We start from the raw sequence: 13,388 nt of genomic DNA, 5'->3' as shown, positions 1-13,388 counted from the left end.
TGGAGCCACCCATGCGTTATGTCAGTACACGGAGTTCGGCGTTGCAGGCCGATTTCGAGAAGGTGGTGTTGTCCGGAATAGCCGACGACGGCGGGCTGTTCGTGCCCCTGGAACTGCCGCTGTTCAGCCCCCAGGACATCGGCAACTGGTCGACCCTGGCCTACCCCGAGCTGGCCTATCGGGTGATCCGCCCGTTTGTGGGCGAGTCCATCCCCGACGCCGATCTCAGGCAACTGCTGGAACAGGCCTACAGCGGTTTCAGCCATCGCTCCGTGGCGCCCTTGCATCAGGTCGACCGCAACGAGTGGGTGCTGGAGCTGTTCCATGGGCCGACCCGGTCCTCCAAGGATTTCGCCGCGCGCCTGCAGGCGCAGCTGGTGCAGTACTTCCTGGGTAAACGCCAGCGTCGCGGCGTGGTGCTGGGGGCCAGCAATGGCGATACCGGGCTGGCGGCCATCGACGCCTTCAAGCACTGCGAGCAGGTCCAGGTCGTGGTGTTCTATCCGCCTGCGGCGGTGCCGGCGCAGCAGTTGCGGGAGTTGCAGGCGGTGGCCCACCCCCGGGTGCACCGGTTCGAGCTGGAGGGCAGTTTTGACGAGTGCCAGACCATCGTCAGCCAGTTGTTCCGGCACTGGCCCTGCGCGGGGTACGAAGCCATCAGTTTCAATTCCAGCAACTGGGTCGGGGTGCTGGCGCAGCTGGTGTTTTATTTTCATGCGGTGCTGCAACTGGGGGGCGGCCAGCGGCCCATCGGGTTCAGCGTGCCGGCGGCGAGTTTCGCTGAAGTCTATGCCGGCTACATCGCGCAGAAGATGGGCCTGCCGATCACTCAGATGATCGTGGCCACCAATCAGAATGACGCGCTGCACCAGTTGTTCCTGAAGAATCACTACTCCCGTTCGCGGGCCAATAAAACCCTGTCGCCGGCCATGGACCTGTCGATCTTTTCCAACCTCGAGCGCTTCCTCTGGGAACTCTACGGCCACGACGGCCAGGCGGTCAGCGGCTTGATGGCGGCGTTCGAAGCCAGCGGCGAAATGACCCTCGGCAACGAGTTCTGGCTGCAGGCGCGGATGATCATCGACTCCTATGCGGTCAGCGATGACCAGACCCTGGAGGAGATCAGCTCGCTGTACCGCGACACCGGCTACGTCATCGACCCGCACACCGCCACCGGAGTGCTGGCGGCGCGCCTGTACCGGCGCAGCCTGGTGGCGCCGATGGTGACCCTGGGCGAGATCTGCCCGGGCAAGTCGGCGCTGTTGCTGGCCGAGCTGGGGATCCCGGGGCCGCCGGCCCGGGCCGTGGCATCGGCCTCGGCGTCGGACCAGGTGTATCGGCTGCGTCCGGACCAGTTGGACATCATTCATCAACGGCTGGGCGCGCTGTGAACGCGCCGCACCGGGAGGTTCTGTGAAGCGAATTCTCGACCCGCTGGATGAGCGCATCATCGCCGAGCTGCGGCTCAATGCCCGGGCTGCCCATGCGGAGCTGGCGGCCAAGGTCAACCTGTCGCGCAACGCCGTGCGCCAGCGCATCGAGCGCCTGGAACGCGACGGTGCGATCCAGGGTTACACCGTGCGCGAAGGGGAAGGGCGGCAGGCATCGGCCACGATCAATGCGGTGATCTTCGTCTACCGCTACGACCGCATGCGCGGCGCCGAAGTTTTGCAAGCCCTGCGCGCCATGCCGCAAGTCACCCAGTGCGACGTGATGAGCGGCGAATTCGACCTGATGCTGCGCGTCGGCGCCGCCTCGGCCCAGGGCGTGCACCAAGTCTGGAACGACATCGCCGCGCTGCCCGGCGTCGAAAACACCGTGACCTCCTTCGTGTTGTCCTCGGTGGTCTAACCCCGATTGCCTAAAAGGCCAGCCTGCGCTGTCCCTCTCATACGCCGGTGACGCATCAGGTGTACCGCATCGTTTTGCAGAGCCAGCGTCCAAACGCAGCCCAACGGCAACCGACCTGTGGCGAGGGAGCTTGCTCCCGCTCGGCTGCGCAGCAGCCGCAAACCCGTTACCCGGTTCTGCCTGAATGCCCGCGGTGCCTGTTCTGAGGCCGCTTCGCGCTGGAGCGCCAGCCCGGCCCAGCGGGAGCAAGCTCCCTCGCCACGGTACACGCCGCTATCGAGCCTGCGAACCCAACCACCCGCCCTGTACCTGACGCTCCTCGGCGCCCTCAATGGCCAGCGCAGCCTATCGGCAGCGGCTACAGGTGCCCCGGCCCGGAACACGTCCGCGCCCTGGTCAAAACGCTCAATAAATAGAGCAAATTGGCCTATTTCACTGCCCTGGTCGCGTGCCTAATCTAGTGCCCAACAACCCCTCACCCGGATCAAGGGCCATAACAAAATGACTGAATACAAACTTGCGCTGGTGGGCTTCGGTGGTGTCAACCGGGCCTTGGCCCAACTGATTGCCGAGCGCAATGCGCGCTGGAGAACCGAGCTCGGCTTCACCCTGAAAATCGTCGGCGTGACCGACCTGTTTCTCGGCTCGCTGATCGGCCGCGAAGGCCTGGATGCCGGGGTGCTGGCACGCCTGCCAGCGGTCAAGGGGGCCTTTGCCCAACTGCCGGGCGGCAGCGCCGAAGCGCAGAACGCGGCAGTGATCAAAGACTCCGGCGCCGACATCATTGCCGAGGCCACCTTCACCAACCCGGTGGACGGTGAGCCGGCCACGTCGTTCTGCCGCTGGGCCCTGGAAAACGGCCAGCACGTGGTCACCACCAACAAGGGCCCGATCGCCCTGCACGGTCCAGAGCTCAAGGCCCTGGCCCAGCGCCATGACGTCGGCTTCGAATACGAAGGTGCGGTGATGAGCGGCACCCCGGTGATCCGCCTGGCCAAGCAGACCCTGGCCGGCAGCGAACTGAGTGGTTTCGAGGGCATCCTCAACGGCACCTCCAACTACGTCCTGACCCGCATGGAAGGCGGCCTGGGCTTTGCCGAGGCGGTCAAGGAAGCCCAGGCTCTGGGTTACGCCGAAGCCGACCCGACGGCTGATGTCGAAGGGCATGACGTACGCCTCAAAGTGGTGATCCTGGCCAACGAGTTGCTGGGCGCCAGACTCACCGTCAGCGATGTCAGCTGCAACGGTATTTCCGCCCTCGACCTGGCCGACATCGAACAGGCCCGCGCCGACGGCGCCCGCTGGAAACTGATCGGCGCCGCCACGCGCCACGCCGATGGTTCGGTGAGTGCCAGCGTCGAGCCGCGCCTGTTGGGCAACGATCACCCGCTGGCCGGGATCAGCGGCGCCACCAATGCGGTGTCGTTCAACAGCGAGCTGCTGGGCGCGGTCACGGTCTCCGGGCCGGGCGCCGGGCGCATGGAAACCGCGTTCGCTCTGCTCTCGGACATCATCGCCATCCACCGCCGTGTTGCGCAGCACTAGGAGAAGGCCTGTGAACCTATCGCGTCTGGCCCTGGCGGTTGTCGAATCGCCGATTGATGTACTGAACCCCTTTGATGGCAGCCTGGTGGGCAGCGTCGAGGACATGAGTGCCGCCCAGGTTCCGCAGTTGCTGGAGCAGGGGCGCAGCGGCGCGCGGGTGTGCGCCGGGTTGCCGCGTTATCGCCGCGCGCAGATCCTCGAACAGGCGGCCCTGAGTGTCGAACGCGACGCCCCGGCCTTTGCCCGGTTGATCGTCGACGAGGCCGGCAAGACCCTCAAGCAGGCACAAAAGGAGGTCAAGCGCTGCGTCAACACCCTCAAGCTGTCGGCGGAGGAAGCCCGGCGTAATGCCGGGGAAGTGGTGCCGTTCGATGCTTACGAAGGTTCCGAGTCGCGCCAGGGCTGGTTCTCCCGCGAGCCCCTGGGGTTGATCGTGGCCATCACCCCCTACAACGATCCGTTGAACCTGGTGGCCCACAAGCTCGGCCCGGCGATTGCCGGTGGCAACGCGGTGATTCTCAAGCCGTCGGAGCTGGCGCCGCTGTCGGCCCTCAAGCTGGTGGCGTGCCTGGTCGAGGCCGGCCTGCCGCCATCGGTGGTCACGGTGGCCACCGGCGGTGCCGAGTTGGGCAAGGCCCTGGTGGCGGCCCGTGAGGTGCGGATGATTTCCTTCACCGGCGGTTTTGTCACCGGTGAACAGATCGCCCGCGGCGCCGGCCTGAAAAAGCTGGCCATGGACCTGGGCGGCAATGCGCCGGTGATTGTCATGGGCGATTGCGACCTGGAGGCGACGGTCGACAGTTGCCTGTCCGGCGCTTTCTGGGCCGCCGGGCAAAACTGCATCGGCACCCAGCGCCTGTTGATCCAGGCCTCGATCTACGAGGCGTTCCGCGAGCGGTTTGTCAGCCTGGCGCAGCAGTTGGTGACCGGTGACCCGTTGCTGGCCAGCAGCGACATCGGGCCGATGATCAGCGTGCAAGCGGCGCAGAATGCCGAACAGGTGGTCAACGAAGCCCTGGAGCAGGGTGCACGCCTGCTGTGCGGGCACCGGCGCGACGCCTCGTGCTACGCCGCCACGGTGCTGGAAAACGTCGATCACGCCAGCCGCCTGTGGCGCAACGAGGTGTTCGCCCCGGTGGTGGTGCTGGAGCCGTTCGAGACCTTCGATGAAGCCATCGAACTGGCCAACGAACCGGAATACAGCCTGCATGCCGGGATCTTCACCTCGAACCTGGCCACCGCCATGAGCGCCGCACGACGCATCGAGGCGGGCGGGGTGATGATCAACGACTCATCCGACTACCGCTTCGACGCCATGCCGTTCGGTGGCTCCAAGTACGGCAGCATGGGCCGTGAGGGCGTGCGCTTCGCCTATGAAGAAATGACCCAACCCAAAGTGGTGTGTCTCAACACCCTGGGTTAGCGGTCACGGTTCCAGGTCAACGGTCGTTGCGCACTGGGCAGGTTTGGTCACCTGCCCGGTGTTTTTTTGTGTGGCTGCTGCTGAGTCTGTGAGGCTGCGCTGGCCGTCCAGCCCCTGTGGCGAGGGAGCTTGCTCCCGCTGGGTCGCGTAGCGGCCCTGAAACCTGGCGCCTCGGTTTTATTGGGGGGCATATCCGTTGCTGCGGGTGTGGCGGATATGGGTTCCGCTCTTACAGCGGGTCACTTTGGAAAAGCCCCAAAGTAACCAAAGGGCTCTTGCCCCACCACTCGGTGCCTCGCCTAGGCTCGGCATGCCCTCACTCCGGCAGTGATCCGTGGGCCGCCGCGATGGGCCATCCCTGGCCCAGCGCGGCTAACCCGGCGTCCTGCCGGGTTGCCCACGGCTCACTGCCTGCGTTCGGCCATCGTGGTTTAACGGGCGCTTCAGATCAAAATCACCTGCAAAGCGAGGCGGCCCTCCGGCCGGCCTGGTTTTCGGCTCGTCTGAGTTTCTGTAGCCGCTGCCGAGGAACGAGGCTGCGCTGGCCCTTGAGGACGCCGTGGAGTGTCAGGTGTATTTGCGGCGGTTCAGATGGCCTGCGGCAGCGGCTACAAGACGCTAAACACCGCATCTTTTACCGTTACCCCCAACAGCTTTTTCAATACTCGGGATGCTGCGGCAAGTCGTCGGTAATGCTGAACCAGGGCGCCTTGCTGGCGACAAACACATGGCGGCTGGCGCGCACGCCGGGGTCGGTGTCCAGGGTGCCAAGAGGCACGCCGAGAATCTCGGGCTGTGTGTCGAAACGGGTTAGCAGGCTGGAACCGCAGCGTGAGCAAAAGCCTTTGTGCTCGCCTGGGGATGATTCGTAAAAGGTGATCAACTGCGCCCCGGCAGTGGTGGTCCAATCCGCGCTGGCGATTTTGGCCCGGGTGCGAAACGCGGCTGCGTGCAGCTTGCGGCACATCGAACAATGGCAGTTCAGTACATCGTTCAGCGGCCCGTTGATCTGGTAGCGCACCGCGCCGCACAGGCAACTGCCCTGGTGAATTTTGTGTTGGTCAGTCATGCCGTTCTCCCTTGAATAAACCTTGGTCCGCAGGCCCGGTCACGGTAGCTCCGTGGCCGGTGGCGGGGGCTTCAATCTAGTCGCCGCCCGCGTGCTACAGAAGGTCGGGAACGGTCGGCGAGTGGGAGTTTTCCGCCATTAAGCCTCGGCTAAGCCTCGGCGTCGTTCTCTAGTGTGTCGGCCTCGCGCTCGCGACGAAAGCTCATGATGTGCGGCAGTTTTTCCTCGATCCAGTCCACCAGCGCCTCGACCCGTTGCGCAGCTTCCTGGCCCAGGGGTGTGAGGTTGTACTCAACATGGGGTGGCACCACCGGCAACGAGTGGCGGTGTACCAGGCCATCGCCTTCAAGGCCTTGCAGGGTCTGGGCGAGCATTTTTTCACTGACCCCGCCGATCTTGCGTCGCAGGTCGCTGAAGCGCTGGGTGCCGCCGAGCAGCACCACCAGCACCAGTACGCCCCAGCGGTTGGTCATGTGCTTGAGTACATCGCGCGATGGGCAGTTGACTGCCAGCAGTTCGCCGCGTCGCAGCTTGGCGCTCAAGGGCAGGGGCAGGTCTTCGGAAACGCTCATGGTACTTACCTTTTTGTACGTACTTACTAAAAGTTAGCCAGGGCGATAGGGTGGGCGCTCTCTCGTCTTCACACAAGGATTTTCCCCATGATTGCTATCACAGGTGCAACCGGACAGTTGGGTCGTCTGGTGATCGATGCGTTATTGCAACGGGTGCCCGCCAGCGAAGTGCTGGCCTTGGTGCGCGACCCCCTCAAGGCCCGGGACCTGACTGCGCTGGGTGTTACCGTGCGCCAGGCCGATTACAGCCAGCCGCCAACCCTGGCCACGGCCTTGGTCGGCGTCGAGCGTCTGTTGTTGATTTCCTCGAACGAAATCGGCCAGCGCACCGCGCAGCATCTTGCGGTGATTGATGCGGCCAAGGCCGCCGGGGTGAAACTGCTGGCCTACACCAGCGTGCTGCGTGCCGACACCTCGGCCCTGGGGCTGGCGGCGGAACATCTCGCCACCGAACAGACGTTGAGCGCCTCGGGCCTGGACCATGTGTTGCTACGCAATGGCTGGTACAGCGAAAACTACAGCGCCGGTTTGCCCACGGCCCTGGAGCACGGTGTGTTGCTGGGCGCCGCCGGCCAGGGCCGCATCGCTTCGGCAGCTCGTGCTGATTACGCCGAGGCCGCCGCCGTGGTGCTGACCAGCGAAGGCCAGGCCGGGCGCGTCTACGAACTGGCCGGCGACAGCGCCTACACCCTTGAGCAACTGGCGGCGCAAACCGCTCGCCAGTCCGGCAAGCCCCTGGTGTATCAGAATCTATCCCAGGAGGAGTACCAGGCTGCGCTGCTGGGCATTGGCCTGCCCGAAGGGTTCGCCGTACTGCTGGCCGACTCCGACGCGGCGGCGGCCAAGGGCGCGCTGTTCGATGACGGCCAGCAACTGAGCCGGCTGATCGGGCGCGGCACCACGCCGATCGCCGACTCGGTGGCGGCTGTGCTCAAGAGCTGAGCGCCAGCGCCGGGCAATTGCCTCATCCGGTAGGTTTCGCGGCGGGCAGGGCGCCGGCCATTTTGGCCGGTGGCTTGGCCTGCATCAGGGTGTTGATGGCCTGGCGATAGCGGTTGCCGGCCAGGCTCATGCTGTTGTTGTGGGTGCCGCCCCGGATCAGCAGCAGTTGCTTGGGTTCTTGCGCGGCGTTGAACAGTTGCTGGCTGAAGCGCGAGGGCACATATCGGTCTTCCAGGCCGTGGACCACCAGCAGCGGCATGCCGATGCGGTCGATCTTGTCGATGGAGTCGAACTTCTGCGACAGCAGCCAGCGCACCGGCAGCGAGGTGTTGCCGATAGCGGCGGCCGCATCGGCCAGGCTGGTAAAGGAGGACTCGATAATCAACCCGCGCGCGGCCACCGGCGTGTGGTTGCGGGCGGCTTGCTGCCCGAGTTCGGCGGCCAGGTCCACGGCCACCGCGCCGCCCAGGGAGTGGCCGTAGATCAGGCGTTTGCGCGCATCAGGTTGCAATACCAGGAGTTTGTCCCAGGCGATGCGCGCGTCCTGGTACACGCTGCGTTCCGAGGGCAGGTCGCCCTGGCTTTGGCCGAAACCACGGTAGTCGATGGCCAGCACCGAATAGCCCAGGGCGTGCAGTTGCTCGATGCGAAACAGCTGGCCGGTGAGGTTCCAGCGCACCCCGTGCAAATACAGAATCGCCGGCGCATCGGCCCGGGCTGCCGGCCACCACCAGGCATGAATGTTCTGCCCGGCCTTGAGGGTCTTGGGCGTGAGCTCCAGCTCGCGCACGGTTTTGGGCAGGCCGTGGTACCAGCCGGCTGTACCGGGCTCGATGCGAAACACCAGTTTGCGTTCCTGGTGTTCCAGCACCTGGCAGCCCACCGGCACCCCGACCAGCAAAAGGGCCATGCACAGCAGGGACAGCCAGCGACGGCCGGCACGCTTGAGCAGGGATGCAGTCATGGAGGGAGTCACCACACAGAGAACACAGATGACGGGTTTTAACAGAACTGCCGCCGCCGCGCGTATGGAATTCGGCGGACGGTGCGGCAGATGTTTTACAAAATGCTGGGCAACTGACGGGTCTTTCAGCTGTGGCGCAAGCCTTCCAGGCCCAGTTGTGCCAGGTAGCGGACCTTTTCGTCGTCGTCCTGCAGCGCCGGCAACAAGCCCTGGATGGCCTGGGCTTGGGCGGCGGCGCCGAGCCAGCGGTTGTTCAGGACGCAGGCGGCGTGGCGGCGGATCACCCGGTAGGGCGAGGCCAGGCCGGCCAGGGCTTGGGGCAGGTCCTGATCGCTGATGGTGGTGAAGGAGCTGCCCGGCTTGAGGGCGTCTTCCACGGCCGCGGTCAGACCCGGACGTTGTTCGAGCAGGCTGATCAGCACGCTGTAATCCAGGGCCGCCGGTTGCGTGCGCTTATCGTTGAGGTGGCTCAACGGCGTGCAAAGACCCTCCACTGCCACGTCGTCGGCCTGTCCCAGCAACCACTCGACATCGTCTAGGCAGGCCAGGGCCCTTGCGCACCAATGGCGCGTGGTTTCCTGTTGGGCCTGGCCCAGGCGCAGGCGCAAGGCCTCGATCACCGCCGTGTCGGCATGCCCAGCCAGGCCCAGGATGCGCGCGATGGCATAGGGGTCTTTGACCTGGTGCAGGCGTTCGATCAAGGCGCTGCTGGCACGGGGCCCCTGGGCGATCAGCCAGGCTTGGGCTTCTTCGGAACCGATGCGCTGAATGCGTTGCAGGCGGTCGAGGTAAAAGCTCAGCTGTGCGGCATAGGGCAAGGCGGCGATTTCTTCGCGCAGGCGGTCGGTGGCGACCTCTTCGGGAAAGTGCCAGGCAAACAGCTCGGGGGGCATGCTGGCGCGGGCCATGCCGACTTCGTCGTTGAAGTCATGGAACAGCGCGACGAAATGCCGATCGACCCGGGGATCGTCCTTGAAGTGTTCGCGCAAGGCCCGGGCCGCCTGCGCCACGCAGGCGATGAACTGTGCTTCGACCGCCTGCCAATGTTGCGGGCCCTCGCGGTTGGCTTCGACTTGCAACGGCTGATCCCAGGCTTGCAGCGCCGGGTTGGCGTAGTCATCGAGCTCCCAATCCCAGCGCCAATCGGCAGGGTTCCAACGCACGCCGCTGATGTCACGGGGCTGGCCCGGGCCATGATCTTCCTCCAGGGTCGCCTCGCTGCTGACGGCGAGGGAAGGCAGGTCGATAACCCGATCCTCTTCGCGGTAACTGGCATGGAAGGCCACGGCATAGGGGGCGGGAATACCCTCGTTCAACAGGGTTTCCAGTGCGTCGCGGGCGCTGTCGAACAGGGCGTTCTGCAGGGCGTTCCAGTCCATGGCGGGGGTCCTTGGCAAGCGGTGGGCGGCGCTGGAGCACGCCGCGGTGGCGAACTCTGGCTCAGCTGTCCAGCCTTGTAAAGCCTGTGCTTGAGCCTTCAGCGCGGCGGTGCTTGTTCAACCTGTAGGCAAACTGTGCCCGGCTCAGCCCCAGCAGGCGGGCGGCGGCGGACAGGTTGCCGGCGCTTTTTTCCAGGGCTTCGTTGATCAGGCGTGACTCCAGGCCTTCGATGGAAAAGTCCGGGTCCCGTTGATTGAGGCTGTCGAGCAGGGTCGCCTCGGCCTCGGCCTCGGGGCGCGCGCCCGGGGCCAGGGACAGGCCGCCGTGGTCGTCCAGGGAATAGGCCTCTTCGGGCAAGGGTTCGTTGCGAAACAGGTGCACCAGGTCAATCGCCTGTCCGTCCTCGCTGGCGATCAGCCCGCGTTCGATGAGGTTTTGCAGTTCGCGCACATTGCCGGCGAAGTCATAGCGCAACAGCACCTTCAGGGCGCGCATGGTCAGCCCGGCCGGGGTCCGCGCGTATTCGTGGCAGTAGCGCTGGAGGAAGGCGTTGATCAGCAGCGGAATATCGTCGCGGCGTTCGCGCAGGGGCGGCAGGGCGATGGGGTAGACGTTGAGCCGGTAGAACAGGTCGGCGCGAAATTCGCCGGCGGCCACCGCCTGGCGCAGATCGATATTGGTCGCCGCCACCACCCGCACATCCACGGCGATGCCGTGGCCACCGCCGACCCGCTCGATCTCCCGTTCCTGCAAGGCACGCAGCAGCTTGCCTTGCCCGGCCAGGCTGAGGCAGGTGATTTCATCGAGGAACAAGGTGCCGCCCTGGGCCCGTTCGAAGCGTCCGGGGCGCGAATGGGTGGCACCGGTGAAGGCGCCGCGTTCGACCCCGAACAGCTCGGCCTCTATCAGGTTGTCGGGGATCGCCGCGCAGTTGAGGGCGATAAAAGGCCCAGACCGGCGCGGGCTGAGCTGGTGCAGTTGGCGCGCGAACAGCTCCTTGCCGACCCCGGATTCGCCGCTGATCAGCACCGTGGCCGGGGTTGCGGCCACGCGCTGCAAGGCCTGGGTCGCGGCATTGAACGCGGCGCTGGTGCCAATCAGTGGTTGCTGGCTGGAGGCGGGCGCAGGGACGCTCGAGGGTCTGTTCGGGGCGACGGTGGCGGTGGACGCTGGCGACGGCGAAACGTTCAGGTAGCTCAGGTCTTGCTCGACATCGCCCCACTGGGCGGCGGTCTTGCCCAGCACCCGGCAATTGGTGTGGCCCATGCCGCGGCATTCCACCTCGCGGAAAATCACCATCTGGCCAAACAGGCAACTGACAAAACCGATGGCGTAGCCCAGTTCGGTCCAGCACACCGGGTCCTGGCCGATGCCATAGGCGGCCACGTGTTCATCGGCCTCGCAGGAGTGGTGCCAGAGAAACTCGCCGTCATAGAAGCCGGAATCGGCGTCGAACTTGAAGTGCAGTAGCTCGACCTTGGTCATGCCTTCCAGGCTGTGCAGGTGGGTGCCGGCGCGAAACACCGCCGCCGCATCGGCCTGGGGCCAGCGCTCGCGGATCAGCCGCGCATCCCGCGCGCCACAGGCATAGCCGGTGCGGGTGAACAGGCCGCGCGCCTGCTCCAGGCCCTGGCGCTCGATGATCTCCCGCCGCAGGGCGCCGAACGACGAGCTGTGCAGCAACAGCATGCGCTGGTCGTTGAGCCAGATACGGCCGTCGTCGGGGGAGAAGAACAGGCAGTCATTGAGTTCGGCAGGGGTCGGCGAGCTGCTGGCGCTGAGTTCGCTGCTGTCGCCACGGGGGCGGTAGGGCTCGCGGGTCAGTTGGGGGTCGGGCAGCGGGCAGTGGGGAATGGTCATTGTTTTGGCCCCGGGCGTTTGAGTGCTCGATATGAGCAATTGGCGAGATAGTTATTAAACATAACTTTATCAATTGAACAAGCGCGCCCGGAGCGAGCGCCGCCCGCCAGCGGCGACTAATTCCCAAGGGCGCTGGTGCAAGCCTTGAGTTAGAGCCATCACGGCAGCCTCGGCGAGTCCCTTGGCGAAACCGGCACAGCCCTTGCTCAAGGCCTGGTACGGCGTTGCACCAAGCCCTCGGGCGGCGACGACGAACACAATGACAAGAACCTGGAGTGTGCAATGACTGTGTCTGAAACCACGCAATTACTGCGGCGGGCCCTGGAGGCCCACTGCTTGTTCAACGGCGACTGGGTGCCTGGATCGGCCCCGGTGCAGGCGGTGCTTGAACCTGCCACCGGCGAGGTGCTGCTGCACAGCGCCATGGCCGACCCGGCCGATATGGCCGCCGCCTGCCGCGCCGCGGCGTTGGCCCAACCGGCCTGGGCCGCCCTTGGGCCACGCCAGCGTGCCGAGGTGTTTCGCAAGGCGGCGGGCTGGGCCCAGGCTGCCTTCGACGAGTTGGCGCTGTTTGTGGCCCGGGAAACCGGTGGCGCGTTGTTCAAGGGCGAACACGAAGTGCGCGAGGCCATTGTCCTGCTGCACCAGGCCGCGGGGTTGCTGTCCCAGCCCCACGGCCTGGTACTGCCCAGCGAAGCGGGGCGTTTGTCCTATGCACGGCGCCAGCCCCACGGCGTGGTCGGGGTGATTTCGCCGTTCAACTTTCCCCTAGTGCTGTCCCTGCGTTCGGTGGCGCCGGCCCTTGCGGCGGGCAATGCGGTGGTGCTCAAGCCCGACCCGCAGACCCCGGTCAGCGGTGGTTTGCTGATTGCCTGCCTGTTTGAGGCCGCTGGCTTGCCCAAGGGTTTGTTGCAGGTATTGCCGGGGGCTGCGGATGCCGGCGAAGCGCTGTGCCGTGACCCCAATGTGCAGATGATTGCCTTTACCGGTTCCACCGGCGCCGGGCGCAAGGTCGCTGAAGTGGCCGGGCGTCACCTGAAAAAAGTGGCCCTGGAGCTGGGGGGCAAGAACCCGCTGATCATTCTCGAAGACGCCGACCTCGACCTGGCCGCGAGCAACGCTGCCTGGGGCGCCTGGTTGCATCAGGGGCAGATCTGCATGGCCAGCGGCCTGATCCTGGTTCATGAGTCCATTGCCGCCGCATTCACCCGCAAGCTGGCGGACAAGGCCCGGGCCCTGACCGTGGGCAATGCCGCTCGTGGAGAGGCCGCCCTTGGCCCGTTGATCAACGCGCGGCAATTGCAGCGGGTGCAACAGATTGTCAGCGACACCCTGGCCGCCGGAGCGCGCCTGGAAGCCGGTGGCGAAGCCCGCGGCCTGTTCTACCTGCCGACGGTGCTCAGCGGCGTGCGTCCGGGCATGCGGGCCTTTGAAGATGAAGTCTTCGGTCCGGTGGCCACGGTGGTGAGTTTTGCCAGCGACGAGGAGGCCATCGAACTGGCCAACCGCACCGAGTACGGCTTGTCTGCGGCCGTGATTTCGCCGTCGGTGGGGCGTGCCATGGCCATTGGCGATCGCCTGCAGTGCGGCCTGCTGCACATCAACGACCAGACCGTGGCCGACGAATGCATCAACCCCTTCGGCGGGCGCGGCGCCTCGGGCAATGGCGGCAGCGTCGGCGGCCCGGCGGACTGGGATGAATACAGCCAATGGCAATGGGTCACGGTGAAAAACACTGCGCCGGCCTATCCCTTCTGATTTCCGAAAAACCTGTGCCTACAC

11 protein-coding genes are annotated in these 13,388 nt (G+C 65.5%); 6 read left to right on the top strand and 5 right to left on the bottom strand.

Annotation, left to right across the window (positions count from 1 at the left end):
* Positions 1 to 11: 11 nt before the first annotated feature.
* From thrC to ACOZJV_RS33265, 4 genes are all read left to right on the top strand, one after another.
* Positions 12 to 1,391 carry a threonine synthase gene (thrC, locus tag ACOZJV_RS33280; RefSeq protein WP_421549460.1) on the top strand — a complete coding sequence of 460 codons (1,380 nt, stop codon included), beginning with the start codon at positions 12 to 14 and terminating at the stop codon, positions 1,389 to 1,391.
* Positions 1,392 to 1,413: 22 nt separating this feature from the next.
* Positions 1,414 to 1,851 (top strand): Lrp/AsnC family transcriptional regulator, encoded by a 438-nt coding sequence (locus tag ACOZJV_RS33275; RefSeq protein ID WP_078468562.1) that lies wholly within the window; start codon positions 1,414 to 1,416, stop codon positions 1,849 to 1,851.
* Between the two features lie 501 nt (positions 1,852 to 2,352).
* A complete protein-coding gene (locus ACOZJV_RS33270; RefSeq protein ID WP_421549459.1) occupies positions 2,353 to 3,396 on the top strand; it encodes a homoserine dehydrogenase in 1,044 nt (347 codons plus the stop codon).
* 10 nt (positions 3,397 to 3,406) lie between these two features.
* Positions 3,407 to 4,819, top strand: coding sequence for an aldehyde dehydrogenase family protein (locus ACOZJV_RS33265; protein ID WP_201131594.1), 1,413 nt, complete (start codon positions 3,407 to 3,409; stop codon positions 4,817 to 4,819).
* 658 nt (positions 4,820 to 5,477) lie between these two features.
* On the opposite strand, the gene ACOZJV_RS33260 is transcribed toward ACOZJV_RS33265, so the two are convergent.
* Positions 5,478 to 5,888 (bottom strand): GFA family protein, encoded by a 411-nt coding sequence (locus ACOZJV_RS33260; protein ID WP_078468565.1) that lies wholly within the window; start codon positions 5,886 to 5,888, stop codon positions 5,478 to 5,480.
* A 149-nt stretch (positions 5,889 to 6,037) separates the two neighbouring features.
* Entirely contained in the window at positions 6,038 to 6,460 is a 423-nt protein-coding gene (locus tag ACOZJV_RS33255; protein ID WP_421549458.1) for a winged helix-turn-helix transcriptional regulator, read from the bottom strand.
* Between the two features lie 87 nt (positions 6,461 to 6,547).
* Here ACOZJV_RS33255 and ACOZJV_RS33250 point away from each other — a divergent pair, with 87 nt between their 5' ends.
* Positions 6,548 to 7,402, top strand: coding sequence for an SDR family oxidoreductase (locus ACOZJV_RS33250; RefSeq protein WP_421549457.1), 855 nt, complete (start codon positions 6,548 to 6,550; stop codon positions 7,400 to 7,402).
* A gap of 22 nt (positions 7,403 to 7,424) precedes the next feature.
* On the opposite strand, the gene ACOZJV_RS33245 is transcribed toward ACOZJV_RS33250, so the two are convergent.
* From ACOZJV_RS33245 to ACOZJV_RS33235, 3 genes are all read right to left on the bottom strand, one after another.
* A complete protein-coding gene (locus tag ACOZJV_RS33245) occupies positions 7,425 to 8,366 on the bottom strand; it encodes an alpha/beta hydrolase (protein ID WP_078468568.1) in 942 nt (313 codons plus the stop codon).
* A 125-nt stretch (positions 8,367 to 8,491) separates the two neighbouring features.
* A complete protein-coding gene (locus ACOZJV_RS33240) occupies positions 8,492 to 9,745 on the bottom strand; it encodes a DUF4303 domain-containing protein (protein ID WP_421549456.1) in 1,254 nt (417 codons plus the stop codon).
* Between the two features lie 61 nt (positions 9,746 to 9,806).
* Positions 9,807 to 11,606 (bottom strand): sigma 54-interacting transcriptional regulator, encoded by a 1,800-nt coding sequence (locus ACOZJV_RS33235; protein ID WP_421549455.1) that lies wholly within the window; start codon positions 11,604 to 11,606, stop codon positions 9,807 to 9,809.
* Positions 11,607 to 11,888: 282 nt separating this feature from the next.
* Between ACOZJV_RS33235 and ACOZJV_RS33230 the strand changes: the two genes are divergently transcribed.
* Positions 11,889 to 13,364 carry a benzaldehyde dehydrogenase gene (locus ACOZJV_RS33230; protein ID WP_078468571.1) on the top strand — a complete coding sequence of 492 codons (1,476 nt, stop codon included), beginning with the start codon at positions 11,889 to 11,891 and terminating at the stop codon, positions 13,362 to 13,364.
* Positions 13,365 to 13,388: the final 24 nt, after the last annotated feature.

Source organism: Pseudomonas sp. QD4 (genome assembly GCF_049199125.1).
In the GTDB taxonomy this organism is placed as follows: domain Bacteria; phylum Pseudomonadota; class Gammaproteobacteria; order Pseudomonadales; family Pseudomonadaceae; genus Aquipseudomonas.
This window is presented reverse-complemented; position numbering and strand designations above follow the sequence as displayed.

Bases quoted from the DNA above. Each gene is read 5' to 3' on its own strand.
- ACOZJV_RS33230 (WP_078468571.1), top strand. From the start codon at position 11,889: ATGACTGTGTCTGAAACCACGCAATTACTGCGGCGGGCCCTGGAGGCC.
- ACOZJV_RS33250 (WP_421549457.1), top strand. From the start codon at position 6,548: ATGATTGCTATCACAGGTGCAACCGGACAGTTGGGTCGTCTGGTGATC.
- ACOZJV_RS33260 (WP_078468565.1), bottom strand. From the start codon at position 5,888: ATGACTGACCAACACAAAATTCACCAGGGCAGTTGCCTGTGCGGCGCG.
- ACOZJV_RS33245 (WP_078468568.1), bottom strand. From the start codon at position 8,366: ATGACTGCATCCCTGCTCAAGCGTGCCGGCCGTCGCTGGCTGTCCCTG.
- ACOZJV_RS33235 (WP_421549455.1), bottom strand. From the start codon at position 11,606: ATGACCATTCCCCACTGCCCGCTGCCCGACCCCCAACTGACCCGCGAG.
- thrC (WP_421549460.1), top strand. From the start codon at position 12: ATGCGTTATGTCAGTACACGGAGTTCGGCGTTGCAGGCCGATTTCGAG.
- ACOZJV_RS33270 (WP_421549459.1), top strand. From the start codon at position 2,353: ATGACTGAATACAAACTTGCGCTGGTGGGCTTCGGTGGTGTCAACCGG.
- ACOZJV_RS33255 (WP_421549458.1), bottom strand. From the start codon at position 6,460: ATGAGCGTTTCCGAAGACCTGCCCCTGCCCTTGAGCGCCAAGCTGCGA.
- ACOZJV_RS33240 (WP_421549456.1), bottom strand. From the start codon at position 9,745: ATGGACTGGAACGCCCTGCAGAACGCCCTGTTCGACAGCGCCCGCGAC.